Origin of the sequence: Nonomuraea sp. NPDC049646, from assembly GCF_044465525.1 — a bacterium.
Taxonomy (GTDB): Bacteria; Actinomycetota; Actinomycetes; order Streptosporangiales; family Streptosporangiaceae; genus Nonomuraea.
Genome location: NZ_JBITLU010000008.1, coordinates 1 through 17147 on the forward strand (window position 1 = coordinate 1; position 17147 = coordinate 17147).

Sequence of the window (17147 nt, forward strand, 5' to 3'; positions counted from 1 at the left end):
ACGACGCCGCAACGACGCACGCCAGACTGGCCGACAACAGCACCTGTCACCCATGTCTTGGGATCGACGTGTCAAGCATGTCCCGGGACAGGACAAGCCGAAGTGCTTCGCAATGGATGAGAACTTTCCCTACGGTTTCAAGGCCAGACCGCCTGCGGCGGCCCGGCGCGCGTCAGGCGGCTGCTGGCCGCGCTGCGGCTCTCCGGCCGGTCGCGGCCAGCACCGCCCACGCGTAACGTTCCACAGCGAGATAGTCATTGTGTTCTTGAGCGTGTTGGTCCCTCTTATGCAAGAATCGATGGCACCCTAACTCTGTAGGGCTGCCCAGTGGCCAGGAGGTGCCGGTGTCCGAGCCTCAGAATGTCTTGCCAGAGTGGCTCCGCAGCTATGACGCATTCTCGGCGCACCTAGACGAGGAACTGGCTGACGAGAACCCCCATAACAAGGGGCTTAGGTTTGTTCATTTCGCTCACGCGCTGCTCCCTCGAATTCCTAAGCTTAATGGATTTGAGGAATTCGAGCTTAATAAGAAGCTGAGCCATGACGGCGGCGTGGACATTCTGACGGCGCAGAATCCTGACGGCAGCCAACTTTTTGCGCAATCCAAATATCGAATTCGTCGCGTCGATGAAATAGACTCAATAATAAGTAAATTTGAAGGGTTCGAGTCGGCCTACCTTGCCGATAACGAGTCACCTCAGCCGAGCCTGTTTGAGGAATTGAGCGCTCCAACGGCACCACGGCCTGTCTTTCTGGTTGTCACTTCCTCTAACCTGGATACTCTGATAAGAAAGTACCGAACCAGCAAACGGAGTTCGGTGAAATTCTTTGAGGAGCTGCTCGGCGAGGAGCGAATTGTCATCGCTGACGGGAGTGAGCTCCTCCTGACTTTGCAGTCCATCTACAGGAAATCTTTCGAGGTTCCCTCGGGAATTGAGTTTGACGTAAAGAATTGGCTGCATGTAGGTTCTGTTCATCTCGGAGTCGTCTCCGGCAAAGAGCTTATCAAGCTTTATGACGAGCATGGAGATGGGCTCTTCTTTGAGAATATCCGGTCATTCCTGGGTTTGGAGCGAAACCAGGATAGAGAGTCGGTAAATAGGAAGATTCTCAAAACGGTAGAAGAGCTTCCAGAAAAAATGCTCGAAAGAAATAACGGCATAACTATACGGGCTAAAAGCGTTACAGTGGTTGGCCACAAGCTTGTGCTGTCTAGCGCCTCTATCGTCAATGGTTGCCAGACGACGATGTGTATCGTTCAGCGGCGCGACCATGTACAAGACAATCTGCTAGTGGCGGTAAAGGTCGTCGAGTCAAACGATCTTTGGGAGGTGGCTCACTCCGCAAACTATCAAAACAGGATTCGCCAGATCGACTTGGATTTAGCGAAATACCTTAGGCCGCAATTGGTTCAACGTGCAGCTGCGCGGATGGGTATATCGGTCGAACCCGACGCCTCGCATGGTGTGACAGATCTTCTTGCTACTATCAGCGATACGCAGATTACCTATGAGGAGACCAAGGCTCTCTACAAGGGTATCTTTAGCGAGCGGCCAACCAATATCTTCGATAACAACTATAACAAGTTGCTGACCGGAGTGCTGGATCTCTTGTACGAAAGGGATGACGCGGCAGATCGAGTCTTTTCTGGACTGTTCGTTATCAGTGGGGGTAGTAGGCTCGGCCGTGCAGAGGTAAGCAGAGTCTTTGCCGAAACCGAAACTCAGTATTTCCAGCGCTTCAAAAAACCAGTTTACAGTGCTTATATTAGTCTTCTGGCGGCCGGGGCCATTACGTCGACAAATCTCGCCGATAGGTCTCGTGATGCACATGAAGAAGCGTCGAGACTCGTCCGCTTCATAGAAGATTCTCGCAGCTCGATCGAATCCAATCCCAATGATTTTATCGAGGCGTATCTAACTGCCTATGAAATTCTGTCGGAAATTGGATTTACGTCTATAACTGAAGAGTCGGGGGATGCATTCCTCTTGAGGGATCTATATAACAAGATTTCTGCCACGCCGTACGAGACATTCTACAATACACTTTGCATGCGTCTCCATAGGGCGCGCAGCAGGCAGCAGCAGCGACCGACCAATGGGCATTAATTAATTCTGCCGAACCGCTTCCAGCGCTCGAGTCTTGATGACCCTGCGCTCCTGAATTGGCTTGCCGCCGGGTTGCGGGGGAACTGGTCCCGAAGTTGCTAGCCCACAGTCGCCACTTGGACGACTGTGGGCTTGGGCGAACGTGGCCGCCTTCTACGAGGCCTCTCGAGCAGGAGGCGAAAGCGCGTCTAAACGCCTCCGGTCTGCCTCGAACCAGCTACAGGTCAGATGGCAGCACGGTGGATAAGGCCGTGACGATCGCGGACTTCGGTGACTGTCGTACGGGATGGGGCCATCGCCGGCAAGGCCCTCCTTCGTCGGACCTTGCCACCAGGGGGACCGTGGCCGGGGTAACAGCAGTACTGGCAGCAACGGCCCCACTCTCCGACACATCCGCGCCACCATCTACACGCGCCTGACCACGTTCTCGATAAGCCGAATAGGGCGCTGCTCCGCCTGAAAAGCGGAAGGTCAGGCTGCCGCGGGGCTTCCGTTCCTCGGGCCTGGCGGCCCTGCGGTACGGGACCCCTTGCCATCGGATGAGTGGGCTGAGGCTACTTGTGGTGGGTGCTGTACAGCAGCGGAATACAGCAACGCTGCCGCGTAAGGGCAGGCGCCCTCAGCCGACATCTGCAGCTAACCAGGATGGTGACCGTTGGACGGTGTAGCTGGCTCCCGTTTGCAAGCAGGATGTCAGGAGTTCGAATCTCCTAGGCTCCACACACACGAAAGCCCAGGTCGTTGGCCTGGGCTTTCGTGTAGCTGCTGCTCGGCTGGACTCGCTTCACTCCGTCGGAAGTCGGTCTGTCCATTCGGCGTCGATTGTCACGCCGCCGCTTTGGGTGAAAGCGACTCCTCCAGTGAGGGGAACCCAGACGGGGGTGTTGCGAACCCTTGCGGTGTCCGGATCCACGACCACTGTGCCCTCACCGGGAGCCAGCGGGATCTTCAGGCGTCGCCCCCCGTCAGCCTCACCGAGGTCCACGACCCCAGGTTGTGAGGCGAGCGCTCGGTAGGCGGCGGCGCGGACTTGAGGTGAGACCGGCGCCTCACTGATCAGCGAGATCAACGCTTGTATGGCGAAGCCGTCCTGCTCGGCGGTGCTTGGCGATCCTGCGCCGGTGCGGATATCGCTTTGGGTGACAGCCGACAGTAGCTGGGAGTACAGGGCGCTCTCGTCGGTAGGCAGTCGCCGCAGCTCCTGGAAGCTCATGCGCAACGGCCCCACCGCGAACGGCTGGGGCTTTCCAGGGAACTTGAAGAGTTTGCCCTCACCCTTCAGCCCATTGCTTTTGAGCCCCATCCCTTCGCCTTTGAGCCAGAATTGACCGTCGCGCCGGTACCAATACTCCGCTTTCGGAGATCCCTCATGGGTGACGGTGATGTGCCAGTACGTGCCGGAGCCTTCAGGGGTGTGCTCTGCTGTGCTGGCGGCCACGAGCAGGATGTCCCTTGCGCTTCTGATCGACGGTTGGGAGTCGTCGAAACGGCTGGGCACGATCACGAGTGCGGCGGTGATGGTCACGGCAGCGGCTGGGATCAAAAGCCACCGTGCTCGTCGCTGAGGGGCGCGGCGGTACATGCTGGAACGGAGCTGTTGGCGTCGCCGGGCGATCACATCGGGAGATGGGTCGGGCTTGGCGAGCAAGGGACGGATCTCGCGCAGGTCATCCATGGTTGTCCTCCTTGGCCATCGCCTGGTGAATCTTCTTGCGAGCACGGTTGAGTCGGGAGCCGACGGTTCCATAGGAGATGCCGAGGGCATCGGCCACCTCCTGGTGCGTGAGCTCCGCCAGGTAGATCAGCGTCAGCACGTCGCGTTCGCCCCCGTTGAGTGTGGTTAGGGCCTTGGCCAGGCGGGTTCCCATACGTTGTGCCGCAACGGAGTCGACCACACGGTCCTCATGGCTGTCGGCGGGAGGCTCGGCGCCCGTACGGGCCAGCGCCCGGTAGTGGCGCGCTTCCTTGCGTCGGTGGCGGGCGATGAGGTTCGTGGCGATGCCGAACAGCCACGGTCGTATCCCTCCGCGGGCGGGGTCGAAGCGTTCCCGGTCACGAAAGGCCAGGCAGAACGTCTCGGCCGCGACGTCCTCTCCGGCCTGGACATCGAGGCGGCCGGCCACGTACAGGTACACCTCCCGGAAGTAACGGTCGTAGACGGCCGTGAACTCCTCCGCATCCAGCCGGAATCGGGCGACGAGTTCGTCGTCATCCACTTGCTCGCACGTCTCGCTCGTCACGCTCTCACCCTCTTGCGAACGGTTGTTGCTCTCCCTTCGCCGCAACCCCTGTCAACTTTCCCGCAGCGCTAGCAGGGGCAGGGGGAGGCTGGTGCATGTGTGGTTGCCTCGGTCTCCGCGTAGATGGCGGTCGTGATCGCCGTGCCATTGGCGTGCCATTAAGGGCGGTCAGTAGTGGTCAGTCACGGTCGCTCAGGGAGCCGGCGGTGCAGGTCGAGGCTGTTGTGCTTGAAGATCAAATCGTTTTTGCAGGCAGGATGTCAGGAGTTCGAATCTCCTAGGCTCCACTGTGTAGGTGGGCCGGATACTCCCCACCCCGGTCTTGGTTGGGTGGTATGGCTGGCTCGTGCTCGCCCCAATGGTCTTCGCCATTGGGGCGCTTTGCGCTCTACGCCTCAGGCGATTCCGAATCGGGCGCCTGGCGGCGCACCTCGCGCCTTCGGTGACTGGTCGCTGGGTGGGCCTGCTGAAGCCCCACCGGACGAATGCAGCAGGTGGAGAAAGCGCATCGGCGAGGGCACTCAACCTCGTCGGACGGCGGATGGAAGTAGACGTCCGACGCGGTCGTAGAAGTGCCGCAGCGGATTGGGAAGTCGCTGCTCAGTCAGGTGCTCCAGAATGCCTGATCAGGAGGGTGGCAGCGGGGGACGCGCCCTTACTGATCGTCGAAGTTCAGCAGAGCAGCTACCTCGATATCGACCTGGCCGTCCCTGATCGCCGACGATCACGTTGTGCGTCCTCTATTGAGGTACGCCTTGGCAGGGGCTGTGGTGTCGTTCTTACCGCTGCTGCTCCTCTGGCCTGCCGGTGATTGGGACTCCTAGCTCAAGCTCGCCAAGCGCTGCTGGCCCGCCTGCCTGCGTGGCCGATCATTGTCGTGGTGGCGACCTTTGCCACGCTGGCGGTCCCGGCTACGACCGGCTTCATGCTCCTGGCCTTAATCTGCGGGCTCACCTGCAGTAGACGCACAAGAGAGGGACACCGTCGTCTGACGTTCTGTCTCAGTGGCCTTGATGCAATATGCGTGAAATGATCACGGTTGGTAGGGACGGGCCTTGGAAGGTGCGGCGAGAGAGCTGAAGTTGTCGCATTGCCTACTGGCCTTGTGCTGGGATTATGCACGGTGTGCCTTGTGTTAGGGCAGCTCTCCGTAAAAGGCAGGAAGGTGCGCCATCAATGGTGCTTCGTGGGCCTAGCCCTAGTCAGCAGCAGGTCGTCGCGGCTGCCGAACATGCCTATGCAGCGGGGCGGCGGGTCTTCATCGCCCGGTTCACTGCCCCTCTGGACAAGGCACCCGAAGGGAGAACTCTCCCCGAGATCGGTGAGCTCATCGAGGAGATCGAGGCTCAGGGGTGGTACTTGGAGCACATGGCCACCAGTGTTTTGGTGGCCGCCTTCGGCGTCCGCCACGACAACATCACATGCCTATTCCGTCGTGGTGAATGAGATGTGAGCAGCGGTGGCGTCGTCGTAGGTCTTGCCGCGGGGCCATCGTTCGCCATGCGGGTCTGAATGCTCGGCGGCCCGGACGTGGGTGATGAGGGTCGCCCGTCCGTGCTGGTCGATCGTGTCCACGGCTTCGCGCCAGGTCGCCAGGTGAAAGCCGTCGACGAGGCGGGAGGCGCCGTCGCTGATCAAAGCGGCTGCGCGTATTCGGTCGGGTCGCTCGGGACCAGTTCGCTGCCCAGCTCAGCGCCCCAACAGGCCGTGATCGATGCAGTTCCCAGCTGACCGACCACCGCAGGCTCGGTTGCTAACGCTCTGCTACAGATTGTCTCCGTACTCATCGACGTCGAGTTCGGCACGTGTGACCTGTAAGAAGTCCAGGACGCGCCGACCCGGATGCCATCCCAGTTGCCGATGCCGAGCAGGGGTGGCTGGAAGCGCGGGCACGACCGGGGCCGCGACCCCGTCCTCCTCACTGCCAAAAAATCGAACCACCTGGATGGTGGCCGTGTTTCCAGGTTCATGCCGATCCAGTTCATCGACCACCGCGCCGATCATCTTGGCGTAGGGTTCCAGCCGGCCAACCAGGGCCAGGATCATGTCATCCACCGGCTGCCTTGAGGACCGTGGCCCGTTGATCTGCGAGATATGAACGGTCGGGTGCGGCGGTTCCAGCCTTCTACTGCCTCGGACCGTGACCACGTCAGGCTCAAGGCCGAGCCGTGCCGCCATCTCTACAGCGGACACGTGCTCATCTTGAGCGCGAGATATACGTACTGATCGACCTGCATGCGGTGACTCTGAACAGTTCCCGATGTAGGCAGGGTGGGATGCGCAAGCCGCGCGGAGAAGTGGTCTGCTCAACCGATGGGGCGAGCCCCAGCCAAGGCTCGTCAAGGTGGCTCAGGAGGCAGGCGAATGGTTCAAGTCTCTCCTGGAACACCAGAACAAGGCCGAGATTCAAGATCCGGCATATGCGCGGGATGAAGTACGGGACTGCCGGCGCCGCAGTCGGCAGAACCGCAGGTCGCAGAGCAGTAAGCGTCTGAACTATCGGTACGCAGTAAAACCGTCGGCACTCCGACTTCTGGGAGTCGCCTTGGGCGAACTAAGAATCGGATGGTCCTATCGTGTATCGCGCGTAGCGGTCGCCAGGAGGTGTGAATTCGATGCCGTTCTCATCGAGGGCGTTGTAGATCGTCACCTGGCCGTTCGGGAAGCCGAACCCCAGAGACACGATCGTTCCTTCTACGAGATCCCGGTCTCTCCACATCAGCAGCTCCACTGCCGAACAAGTCTGACCGACCAGTGCAGCGAGCTCGTCTGGTGCGTCATCTCGCCATGCCAAGTGGAAGTCCTGCCAGTCCAGCGCGCGCTTCGGATCGATGGTGTTCCAGGTGATGGAGACCTCGTCGAACTTCCAGTGCTTGATCTCGACCTGTTCTCCATCGAAGTCCAAAAGGATCGGGCAGTCGGCGAGCCACTCATCCTGGTCGAGATCCCATACCAGAAGTGCGCGGGTCAGCCGCCGCCCTGTGAGACGGCCCAGCCTCACTCCATGAACAGCCGTGATCGCTGAGCGTCCACTCAACCATTCCGGCCTGTATCCGGGGACCCCGAAGTTGAACATCCAGTAATTGTGCCGGAACGTTCTCGCTTCTGTCGTGCCATCAGCGTGCCATTAAGGGCGGTCGGCAGCGGTCAGTCACGGTCACTCGCGGACCGTCACCCGCACCGGTCGGGGCCGTTGTCCCTGAAGATCAGACCGTCTTGCGAGCAGGATGTCAGGAGTTCGAGTCTCCTAGGCTCCGCTCATACAAAAGCACAGGTCATCGGCCTGTGGTTCTGATCGTTAGCGGGCCTTGTTCCGGGGGGCGTGCCCGTTGCGTGCCCGATGGGTCGAGGGCTCCTCTTGCCAGCTCGTCAGGCAGCGGCGCGGCACGCTGCTGCACGGCCGCCCGTCATCCGGGCGTGCGGCCTGGGACCGGTCCCGGCCGGCGGCGGGGCACCGGTCCGCCCGCCGCACTTCGCCCCGCCGTCCCCATCGCACTCACCGCACGTGGGCCACGCCGCCGCCGCACCCCATAATGCGAGCGTGAGACTCCGAATCGACCCGGACCGGGACATTCAGACCGGTACCTGCGATTGCTGCCAAGCCCCCTTCGAGCGCGTGACAGGCTTCATCAACAACGACGACGGGGCTTATGCGATCTACTACGCCTCCTGCTACCACCACGACGGAATCCACGAATCACGGATCGACGTCATCCTCGACGACGCCTGGGAACCTGACGAGCCGGTCAGCCGTCCCGGCCCCAACCGGGTCACATTCGGATGCCGCGTCGGACCAGTAGAGAACTCCCCTACCCCGGCCTGCACGTTGGTGACCGGAGCTGCAGTTGCACCAGATAAACCGTTCTACGGACGCAAGCTGACCCGAGACGAAGCCCTCGCACACCCATGGCTCTCGGACTACTGGGAGACCATCGACCACATCCTGGAGAACGATCTCACGGTGAGTCAGCACCTCTACGGCGTGGCCACGAACGAGGAAGCGTCCGGCGGGGGCATTCCGGCTCAGGGGTGATCGCCGCGTCGGGCGTTCTTGCTGTGAGCAGCTGAGGTGGAGTCTGATCATCCCTTCCGCCATCGACCCGGGACAAGCCCAGCAGACCAGGCCCACGGGTCAGGGGGGCGTTCGTCCGCTGGGGCGCTCAACCGTGACCTGTGGCCCGCTTCCCTTTGGGCGGGTCGACGGCAGACGGGATGATCGGGTGGCGAGGAGGTTAAACGACCGCACCCGAACCGCCTTGGCGCCCCTCCGTTCGCTGCAGATAGGCCATGGATCTCGGTATGAGGAAGCAGGTTATGGCCGCCAGCACCCACGCGATCCCCAGACCGATACCAATCCATGAGATCACGAGCGGTGTCAGGAAGGATGCATTTGCTTTCGACGGCTCGACCACCCTCGCATGCATCCACTTGTCCTGCACCCCCAACTGCATGAGGATGCTGGGAACAAGGACCGTAAGCCCGATCCCCATCAACACCCGACTGCATGCCCTTAAAATCATCTACTCCCCCTTCCGATCAAAGCTGCATCAGAGTAACCGCCTCCAATACGTGTCCGATAGTAAGGCGATCAACGGGGCTTACGTGGAGCGACGGCCCATGCGTCTGACGGCCCGACCAGCAGCGCAGTAGCTCAGGCGACGATGTTTCCAACTCTTCCAAATTGGTGAAGTAGTCACCATTCCCGCCTTTACGATTGCCTGGTCGTGGTTCATATCTGAACCTGCTTGGTGGCGAGGCATCGGGGCTGATCGCCGTTGCCGGGTTCTCGGTGACTGGCTTTGGGCAAGGCCAGTCGAACCAGTCCTGCCGTCAGCGCGGGCATGCATTAGGGGGAAGGCGAGGCAGCGCCGCCAGCGAAGTGCCGAAACGATTCCAGCATCTCACCAAGATTGAGCGGGCCGCATGCTCCTTCGAAGTGAATGCCATCGCTCCAGACGTGCAGCCAGTCGTCGTCAGTCCGCTCTACTACCAGCCGATCCAGCTGGGTGCCTGCAAGAGGTGTATCCACAAGATTGATCTTCAAGTGCCATCCTGGGTTGTCCAGCGTGGCGATCGCCACGCCGTAGCCGTGCTCCCAGTCGCCATCGCAGCGGGAGGCGTACCAAGACTGAAGGAAGCTGAGTGCATCGGTGATCACGTGGTGAGTCTGGCAGCCGTGCCCGTCGCGTGCCCGATGGGACGGTGACCCAAAGAGAACAGCAGGGAGTCACCGTGACCGCGATCAGTGCGCTGAACTGCATCTTCTCTGTTGGAGATCAGCATGCGTCTTTGCGAGCAGGATGTCAGGAGTTCGAGTCTCCTAGGCTCCACTGTTTAGGTGGCCGGGTGCGCGTGGTGATAGATCAGAACGTTGGTCGCGGGCCTCATTGGGAGGGTTTTTGGACGAGGATGAGAGCCTGCGACGCTACGGTCTTCGACCGTCTGGGGGTGATCTCGACGAGATTCGAGAGACGCTGAGAACGCAGGCGGCGCTGGAGCGAAGTGCGCAGGGTGAGGGCGATACCGAGTTGATGAAGCTCTGCTGCGTGCAGTTGTTCAATGCCGGTCATCTGGACGATGTGCTGACGATCTGGGATGCCAAGAGGTCGAGCTGGGATGCCGGTGCTTCCATCGATGTTCAGTTGCTCTGCGGCGCCGGACTTGAGCGGACCAAGGAGTTTCTCGCCGCGATGAACTCACCCGAGGCGTTGGTGGCGCTGGACTACCTCCTGTTGGGTGAGCGAGCCGGCGACTTCGAGGGCTTCTCACCCGAGTCGAGGTCACATTGGTACGGGGAGTACTACGCGGATTGAGCAACGAGCGATCGCGTCTGCCTGTGCTCTGATCACAGATACCGGTACCGTCGCGTGCACTCGCGCCGCAAATCGAGGGTCATCTCTCGGTGGGAACGGTCACGAGTTGCAACCGTCGGTAGCTTGCACGGTCGCGTTGACGAGCCACATTTTCAGTCGTTGTCAGCTCGATCAGAGAGTCGTCCGGCCCGATCCGAAAGCGTCGTGGGCGTCCGCTCGGCTTGATAGCCCATGCTTCCGCGGCGTCCTCGGCGCCGTGTCCGCTCGCCTGCGGGAGGCCGTGCCCATGCGGGGTGGCGCGGTGTATTGAGGACGATCTCTGCCTGCCTGGCCTCGGCGTGAGCGCTCAGCGTGGCAGCGGTGCCGGTTACGGTGTCGAAGCGCGTGGCACGGCTGCCGGGGCCGTCCAAGCGGGGCGGGGGATGAGGCGGGGCGAGCGTCGCTGTGCAGAAGCCTGCCGGACTGTGCCGCGAGGGACTGTCATCCGTATGTGCCCCCCACCTTGTAGTCATCGCCGGAGACGACGAGACGGAGATGACTGATGGACGACGGGTTCGCCAAGTACGTGGCGCATCGCCATCTACGGCTGTGCCGGATGGCGTACCTCCTCACCCGGGACTGGGGGACCGCCGAGGACCTGGTGCAGACGGCGTTGGCCAAGGCATGGGTGGCCTGGCGGCGGATCGAGGGCAACCCCGATCCGTACGTCTATCGCATCATCGTCAACACCCACGCCACCTGGTGGCGCCGGCTGTGGCGCGGCGAGGTGCCGGTCGAGACCCTGCCCGATACGGCCGACCCGCAGGATCACGCGGCCGCCGTGGGGGACCGGGCGGCGCTGTGGAAAGCCCTCGCAGCCCTGTCGCCCCGCCAGCGCGCGGTGATCGTCCTGCACTATTTCGAGGGACGGACCCTCACCCAGATCGCCGACATCATCGGCTGCTCGCTGGGCGCGGTCAAGAGTCAGCTCGGCAGGGCCCTGACCCGTCTGCGCGTCGATCCGGACATCCGCACCATGAACCTGGAGGAGCTCCAGCGATGAGGCACACGGAGAGCAACCTGCGCACGCTCCTGGACGCGTACGCCCACGACGCGACCGGCAGGGAACCGGTCCCCCACCTCGACGCGATCGTCCGTCGAGGCCGCCGGATACGGCGGGGCCGGCGTTCGCTGAACGTCGGGGTGCTGGCCGTCGCCACCGTCGCCGCCGCCGTCATGCTGACGGGCCCCGACCGGGCCGACCAGGCCGCGGTGGCCGCGCCGCCCAGCTCGGCACGGATCCAGACGCCCCCCGAACCGCCCAAGACGTTTTCCGTAGTGCTGGGAGCCGAGAGGTTCACCCTTCCCCTCATCCACACCCAGCGCTTCGGTACGACAGGCGTCCGCAAGAGCGTGATGTTCACGCCGACGAGCGTTTCCACTGGCTACAAGGTGGTCTGTGCGGATCCCAGAGCCTGGGTCGTCGTCAGGATTCCACTCAGGGGCGGTGAAGCGGGCGGCACGTCCGGGCGGTGCGGAGCCGGGGCGGGAGGCCACCACGACCGGCGGTCGGCGCCGGCCAATTGGCTCAAGGGCCGGCAAGCGATCCAGGTATGGGTCTTCCCCGCGGACGCCCCCGTCGTCAAGGTCGTCGAAGAACTCGGCCGCTGCAGGCCGTTCCTGAAGGGGGCGACGATGTGCGACGAGCAGGCGGCCAGCGGTGAGCTTTCCCACCAGGACGTGCTCGAACGTCTCTCGGCGGAGGTCGGCGAGCAGCCTGGCGAGTGGGCGGTCGGCATCTACGACCGCCCGACCGCGGCCCCGACCGCCATCGATCGGGCGCACCGGACGTCCTGACCCGAGGCGCGATGACTGACGGCGTCCCGCCTGACAGGGGCACCGGAAGAGCGGCGCCGCGGCCCTCAGCCCGCGCGCCGTCCGGGCGTGCGGCGGGGGCCGGTCCCGGACGGTGGCCGGCCGACGTCTGGTCTGGGGCTACCGGGAGGGCTGATCATCGCGTGTTCGGCCCCGACGGAACGTGGTCGGCGGCCGGACTTCTGCGCATTACTCACGGAAGCCCGTCACGCCCGCTAGGCTCCAGCCGTGATCACGGTAGTCGACTATGACCCCACATGGCCGGATCGGTTCGAGGCGCTGTGCAGGGAGTATGCCGAGGCGTTGGCAGCCGCCGAGGTCGCTGTGATCTCCATCGAACATGTCGGCAGCACGTCAGTCCCCGGGCTGGCCGCCAAGCCGATCATCGACTGCGACATCGTGGTGGCGGAGCGGGACGTCGCAGCCGCCTCGGACGTCCTGATCGGCCTGGGGTTCTCACCACGGGGCGAGCTGGGGATCCCCCAGAGATGGGCCTTCAAGGCACCGGCACGATTCGCCGGGACCCACACCTATGTCATCGTCGAGGGGTCGCTGTCCCTCCGCAATCACCTCGCGGTCAGAGACATCCTGCGAACCAACGCGAGACTCCGCGACCAGTACGCCATGGTGAAGAAGCGCGTTGCCGGGAACGCCGCCGACATCGACGACTACGTCCGAGGGAAGAACGCGATGGTGCAGGCCATCCTCGCGGAAGCCGGTCTGAGTGACGCTGAACTAGCGTCCATAGATGCCAGCCAGGTGCCGAGGTGACCGAGGTCAGATGTGGGGCGCGTACGCCATGTGCGGCACCTGAACAGGTAACCGGTCGGGTCGCCGGGCGAGCGACGAGTTCCGATGTCTCGATTGTGCCGAGGAAAGCAGCACCCTCGCCACAATGGAACAGCCACTGGCTTCCCTACCAGGCGGAAAACCGGGGTTCGGCGACTTATGACCCCGATCATCCGTCCGCGATGCATCGGGGCATGGCTCACCCCGATCCTGTATTGAGCGGGTCCGGGCGAGGGGGAAATGGGGGGCAGACGGTGAGGTCCCTGGGGAACGCTGCCTTCGTACTTGCGGCGGTGGTAACCGCTTTCGGTGTCATTCTCCGACAAGAGCTCTCCACCAATGTTCTCCTCGGGACGCTCATTTTCGCTGGGATCGGTGTCGGGCTTCGAATTGAGGCCGCGATTCGCCTGCGTGCCTGATGGGCTGTCGGTCCCGGTCGGCCGGGCGTCCTAGGCCATGATGCCTCTGGTGGGCCACCAGAGAGCAGAGGGCGTTTCGATGGCTGTGTGCAGGACGGATCCGCCTTCTCGGCGTGAGGGGCGGGCAAGGAGCGGGCTTCTGGGCCCCGCCCTGGTCAACCTCGCGCTCGGCGTGCCCGCGGCACTGCCGTTCGCTCTGGCGCGGTGGTTGCTGACCGAGTACCTGCCGATGGACTGCAGGAGCACGGAAGACCTTGCCAAGCCGGGTCTCGTCAACTGCAACTACACGACGCTCGATCACGCGAGCATCGTCATGTTCCTCCTAGTGGTGACCGGCGTCGTCATTCTGGCGTTGGCAGTGATGGTCGACGTGGTTCTCCCGATCCGACGCGGGCGGGGGCTCGCGGCGCGGCTCGGCACGGCAGTGCTCATCCCCCTGCCGTTCGCGGTCTGGCTGGCGCTGCTGTGACGCTGACGGCGGCATCACCGGCAGTGCCGCGCTCCCCGCGCGGCTCCCCTGACCGAGATGGGCCCGGATGACGTCCGGGGCCCGTCTGTACGACAGCGGCGAGCCTGTCTTCCCGCCTTGACCGATGGCCTGCCTCACGCGAGTTGTGAATGCCGACAAGCTCGGGCAATGTGACCATGATCATGCTGCTCGGCTGGGAGGCCGCCCGTGTACGTGGTCTATCGATCCTGGGACCAAGGGATCTTGGGGAAGTCGGTCCGGCGCCTGGCTGAGCCGACGGTGCTGGAGTGGGTCCGGAACGTCTGGAGCGATGCCGCCGGCCAGGATGCCCATGACTGGCTCGTACGGGAGTTGGGAGCGGATCTCTACGGGCTGCCATGGCTCTTCTCGGAGGGCGGCCCGGCCCCCGCGACCATGCAGGAGCTGCGCACTCTTGCCAGAACGCGGATCCCGGACGTCTATCAGTGCAACGTCGACGAGCACAGCGTTCGCGTCCTCGCCAACGGGCTGAACTATGACGTGGCCTACTATCTCGTCGATGACGCCGCGGTCGTGGCGGATCCGGAGCGGTGGGCGTTCGCCGTGCACGACGGGCCGCTGCCCGAGGTGGCTGAGCCCGTCGCGGGCGGCACGACGTTCACGCCGCCGCTGCGGGTCACCGAGCTGACCGGCCGACGGGCTGCGGGGGAAGGCTGCGTCTTCGCGGTACTGCTCACCTGCGAGGCGAGGCACGACAGCATCGGCTGGAATCCCACTCATGCGTTGCCCGGGGTGCGACTGTCGCAGTTCGGTGCGGCGCTGCGCGACCTGGACGCCTCCACCGCGGACTGGCCTGAAGAGCTGCAGGTTCTGCGCCTGCTGGTCGCGCCCGGCGAGGACGGCGTGGCGGCCGCGCTGGAGCGTTGCAGCCGATGGCCCGAGCACCCGCGGGGGACGGGCGAGGATCATGCCCTGCCCCACTCGCATGCCGAGGCGCTGCGGCTCCTGGAGGCCGATGTGGAGGCCGATGTGGAGGCCGATCTGAGGGCCGATCGCGACGGGACCGTCGTCCGGACGGGTGAACACGTGGCCCAGCTGTTCGCCCACGACGGCCACGGGACGTACGAACAGTGGTTCTTCTTCGACGACCGATGGGCCGGCGCCTACCCTGAGCTCGCCTCGTCGCTGATCTGGTTCGCCTACCACTGGGATCCGCTCTGCTCGGGTGATCACCCGCACCCCACGCCGTGCTCCGACAACCGGGTCCGGTACGTAGCCGTGGTGGGGGACGACGGCCAGACACACGTACGACAGGCGCAACCCCACGACGAACCACGTGTGTGGGACCTTCGCCGCTGGGCCTACGAGAAGCGTCCGCCGGGCGATCCGGTGACCGGAGAAGTGCTCGGCACGGTGGAGATCCAGTTGCAGCAGCCGTCACCGGACACGTGCAGGCTCACCGCGTTCACCATCACCCGCGGCCGCCATGGGCAGGCGGTCGCCGACCTGCTGGGCAGGCGCGTCCGACAGGATCTGCAAGAGGCCGGCATCAGCCGCACCACCGGTTGGCTTCCCCAGAACGGCCTGTATCCGCACGGTCGTCGGTTCCTGCGGGTGCTCGGCCGGATTCGTGAGGGCTCCGACGGGGCTCATGTCCTGATCGGCGGGTGACGCGGGCCCGCCTCCGGCGCGGAGACGGAGGCGGGCGTGGTGCGCGGTGGTGTCGCAGTCAGGCGGGGAGCAGGCCGATGGCTGCCTTGGTCTGACGGATCTTGGCGCCGGCCAGGTCGCGGGCTCGTTCGGCGCCGGCCCGCAGGGCCTTCCGGACGTGGCCGGGGTCCTCCGACAGGTGCAGGTAGCGGTCGCGGATGGGGGTGAGGGTGGTCACCACCGCGTCGGCCACCGCCTCCTTGAGCTCGCCGTAGCGGTCGAACCGGGACGCCAGGTCCTCGGGGGCGCGTCCGGTGCAGGCGGCCAGGATGGCCAGGAGGTTCGAGACGCCGGGTTTGCGGTCGGGGTCGTACGCGACCGCGTTGTCCGCGTCGGTGACCGCGCGCATCACCTTGCGCCGCAGCACGTCGGGCTCGTCGAGCAGGCGCAGGGCGCCGCCCGGCGTGGCGGCCGACTTGCTCATCTTGTCGGTCGGCGACGTCAGGTCCATGAGACGGGCGGCCACCGGCGGGTTGACCGTCGTGGGCATGGTGAAGACGGGGGCGTACCGGGTGTTGAACCGCTGGGCGACGGTTCTGGCCAGCTCGACGTGCTGGCGTTGGTCCTCGCCGACGGGGACCTCGTCGGTGTCGTACAGCAGGATGTCGGCGGCCATGAGGATCGGGTACGTCAGCAGCGACATGCGGACCTGCTGCTGGCGGCCGGACTTCTCCTTGAACTGGATCATCCGCTGGGCCTCGCCGTAGCCCGTGGTGCATTCGAGCAGATAGTGCAGTTCGGTGTGTTCCGGGACGTGCGACTGGACGAGGAACAGACAGGACTCGGGGTCGGTGCCGGCGGCGAGCAGCAGGGTGGCGAATTCCAGGGTTCGCCGGTGCACCTGGGTGGGGTCGTGGTCCAGGGTGAGCGCGTGCAGGTCGGAGATGAAGACGACGGTGTCGGTGGTGGTCTGACCGGCGATGATCGGGGCGATGGCGCCGAAGTAGTTGCCCAGGTGCAGGTCGCCGGAGGGCGTGAAACCCGTGAGACGTCGTGGCATCGGTGGAGCTCCCTCAGGTCGGGAGCCGCCTGTCGTCCTGGATCGGCCGAGAGATGTGGACACCGACGGGCCGCCCGGGACGGGGCGGCCGCTTTGTCAGGTCTGCGCGGATGAGCAGTGCCGCCCGGTTAGGGGCGCCACCAGCCGAGAAATGAGTGGATCATCCGCATGACGCATACCGTACCACCCGGTTCGGAGCGGGCGGGTCCGCGGGTGACGGGTATGGGAAACGTCTGGTGGTTCGGTGGGTTGGTCCGGGATCATGCTGCTCGTGGCGATGCTCCGGTTGTTGGCGATAGGTCTTCTGGCCGGTGCCGCGGTGTGCCTGTTCCTGACGCTGCCGGCGCGCGGGGACGGTTTTCAGCATGCGCGGCTCTCCGCGCTGATGGCACTGGAGATGGGACAGTTCGTCACCGTGCCGATCGCGCTGGTCGTGGGGCTCGTGCTCGCCGTGAAGGGGGTGTGGGCGCGGACCCCTGGATATCTGCTGGGGACGGTCACGACCCTCTTCGGGGTGCTGGTCGCCACACAGGGATGGGCGACGGGCGAATGGGTCGATACCAGGCCGTCCGGCATTGGCGATCCGGACGGCGAGAGCGCTCTGGCGTTTCTGGCCTGTGTCTCCGGCGTGGTGACCGCGGTCGTCGGCCTGTCCATCTTGATGTTGCGGTGGTCCGGCTACGATTCCCCGACCGCGCCGGTACGTCAGCGTCGCCCGCGCAGGCGCAGGTGAATGTTTTCGTGATGCGAGGAGTCCGGTGAGACG

At 64.0% G+C, this 17147-nt stretch carries 16 protein-coding genes; 9 read left to right on the forward strand and 7 right to left on the reverse strand.

The genetic code is table 11. The annotated features are described in order from the left end of the window. The first annotated feature begins 344 nt into the window (after positions 1-344). Positions 345-2108, forward strand: a complete 1764-nt coding sequence (locus ACIBQ8_RS23875; RefSeq protein WP_397192995.1) for an AIPR family protein — start codon at positions 345-347, stop codon at positions 2106-2108. Positions 2109-2892: 784 nt separating this feature from the next. Here ACIBQ8_RS23875 and ACIBQ8_RS23880 read toward each other — a convergent pair. From ACIBQ8_RS23880 to ACIBQ8_RS23900, 5 genes are all read right to left on the reverse strand, one after another. Continuing rightward, the gene (locus ACIBQ8_RS23880; protein ID WP_397178808.1) at positions 2893-3783 is read right to left on the reverse strand and encodes a CU044_5270 family protein; all 891 of its coding nucleotides are present in this window, start codon (positions 3781-3783) and stop codon (positions 2893-2895) included. Next, positions 3776-4348: an RNA polymerase sigma factor gene (locus ACIBQ8_RS23885; protein ID WP_397192996.1), complete on the reverse strand. Its 573-nt coding sequence runs from the start codon at positions 4346-4348 to the stop codon at positions 3776-3778. Before ACIBQ8_RS23885 ends, ACIBQ8_RS23880 begins: the two co-directional genes overlap by 8 nt. A gap of 1425 nt (positions 4349-5773) precedes the next feature. After that, on the reverse strand, positions 5774-5986 hold the full coding sequence (locus ACIBQ8_RS23890; protein WP_397192997.1) for a hypothetical protein: 213 nt from the start codon (positions 5984-5986) through the stop codon (positions 5774-5776). 126 nt (positions 5987-6112) lie between these two features. Then, complete coding sequence (locus ACIBQ8_RS23895) at positions 6113-6541, reverse strand: DUF4279 domain-containing protein (protein WP_397192998.1); 429 nt, start codon at positions 6539-6541, stop codon at positions 6113-6115. Between the two features lie 361 nt (positions 6542-6902). Beyond that, entirely contained in the window at positions 6903-7424 is a 522-nt protein-coding gene (locus ACIBQ8_RS23900; RefSeq protein ID WP_397192999.1) for a hypothetical protein, read from the reverse strand. A gap of 465 nt (positions 7425-7889) precedes the next feature. Here ACIBQ8_RS23900 and ACIBQ8_RS23905 point away from each other — a divergent pair, with 465 nt between their 5' ends. Next, a complete protein-coding gene (locus ACIBQ8_RS23905) occupies positions 7890-8381 on the forward strand; it encodes a hypothetical protein (protein WP_397193000.1) in 492 nt (163 codons plus the stop codon). Positions 8382-9194: 813 nt separating this feature from the next. On the opposite strand, the gene ACIBQ8_RS23910 is transcribed toward ACIBQ8_RS23905, so the two are convergent. After that, positions 9195-9506 carry an immunity 53 family protein gene (locus tag ACIBQ8_RS23910; protein WP_397193001.1) on the reverse strand — a complete coding sequence of 104 codons (312 nt, stop codon included), beginning with the start codon at positions 9504-9506 and terminating at the stop codon, positions 9195-9197. 241 nt (positions 9507-9747) lie between these two features. Between ACIBQ8_RS23910 and ACIBQ8_RS23915 the strand changes: the two genes are divergently transcribed. The 6 genes from ACIBQ8_RS23915 (at position 9748) to ACIBQ8_RS23940 (ending at position 15342) form a co-directional block, all read left to right on the forward strand. Beyond that, complete coding sequence (locus ACIBQ8_RS23915; RefSeq protein WP_397180036.1) at positions 9748-10161, forward strand: hypothetical protein; 414 nt, start codon at positions 9748-9750, stop codon at positions 10159-10161. A gap of 541 nt (positions 10162-10702) precedes the next feature. After that, positions 10703-11203 carry a SigE family RNA polymerase sigma factor gene (locus ACIBQ8_RS23920; RefSeq protein WP_397180035.1) on the forward strand — a complete coding sequence of 167 codons (501 nt, stop codon included), beginning with the start codon at positions 10703-10705 and terminating at the stop codon, positions 11201-11203. Continuing rightward, positions 11200-11997, forward strand: a complete 798-nt coding sequence (locus tag ACIBQ8_RS23925; RefSeq protein ID WP_397193002.1) for a hypothetical protein — start codon at positions 11200-11202, stop codon at positions 11995-11997. Before ACIBQ8_RS23920 ends, ACIBQ8_RS23925 begins: the two co-directional genes overlap by 4 nt. Positions 11998-12243: 246 nt before the next feature. Further along, the gene (locus tag ACIBQ8_RS23930) at positions 12244-12786 is read left to right on the forward strand and encodes a GrpB family protein (protein WP_397193003.1); all 543 of its coding nucleotides are present in this window, start codon (positions 12244-12246) and stop codon (positions 12784-12786) included. Positions 12787-13395: 609 nt separating this feature from the next. Continuing rightward, positions 13396-13692 (forward strand): hypothetical protein, encoded by a 297-nt coding sequence (locus tag ACIBQ8_RS23935; protein ID WP_397193004.1) that lies wholly within the window; start codon positions 13396-13398, stop codon positions 13690-13692. A gap of 207 nt (positions 13693-13899) precedes the next feature. Then, on the forward strand, positions 13900-15342 hold the full coding sequence (locus ACIBQ8_RS23940) for a hypothetical protein (protein ID WP_397193005.1): 1443 nt from the start codon (positions 13900-13902) through the stop codon (positions 15340-15342). A 58-nt stretch (positions 15343-15400) separates the two neighbouring features. On the opposite strand, the gene trpS is transcribed toward ACIBQ8_RS23940, so the two are convergent. Continuing rightward, positions 15401-16381, reverse strand: a complete 981-nt coding sequence (gene trpS / locus ACIBQ8_RS23945) for a tryptophan--tRNA ligase (RefSeq protein ID WP_397193006.1) — start codon at positions 16379-16381, stop codon at positions 15401-15403. Positions 16382-16643: 262 nt separating this feature from the next. Here trpS and ACIBQ8_RS23950 point away from each other — a divergent pair, with 262 nt between their 5' ends. Then, a complete protein-coding gene (locus ACIBQ8_RS23950; RefSeq protein WP_397193007.1) occupies positions 16644-17114 on the forward strand; it encodes a hypothetical protein in 471 nt (156 codons plus the stop codon). Positions 17115-17147: the final 33 nt, after the last annotated feature.

Coding starts and splice junctions, on each gene's coding strand:
- ACIBQ8_RS23880 (WP_397178808.1), bottom strand. CDS start 3,783: ATGGATGACCTGCGCGAGATCCGTCCCTTGCTCGCCAAGCCCGACCCA.
- ACIBQ8_RS23900 (WP_397192999.1), bottom strand. CDS start 7,424: ATGTTCAACTTCGGGGTCCCCGGATACAGGCCGGAATGGTTGAGTGGA.
- ACIBQ8_RS23920 (WP_397180035.1), top strand. CDS start 10,703: ATGGACGACGGGTTCGCCAAGTACGTGGCGCATCGCCATCTACGGCTG.
- ACIBQ8_RS23925 (WP_397193002.1), top strand. CDS start 11,200: ATGAGGCACACGGAGAGCAACCTGCGCACGCTCCTGGACGCGTACGCC.
- trpS (WP_397193006.1), bottom strand. CDS start 16,381: ATGCCACGACGTCTCACGGGTTTCACGCCCTCCGGCGACCTGCACCTG.
- ACIBQ8_RS23950 (WP_397193007.1), top strand. CDS start 16,644: ATGCTGCTCGTGGCGATGCTCCGGTTGTTGGCGATAGGTCTTCTGGCC.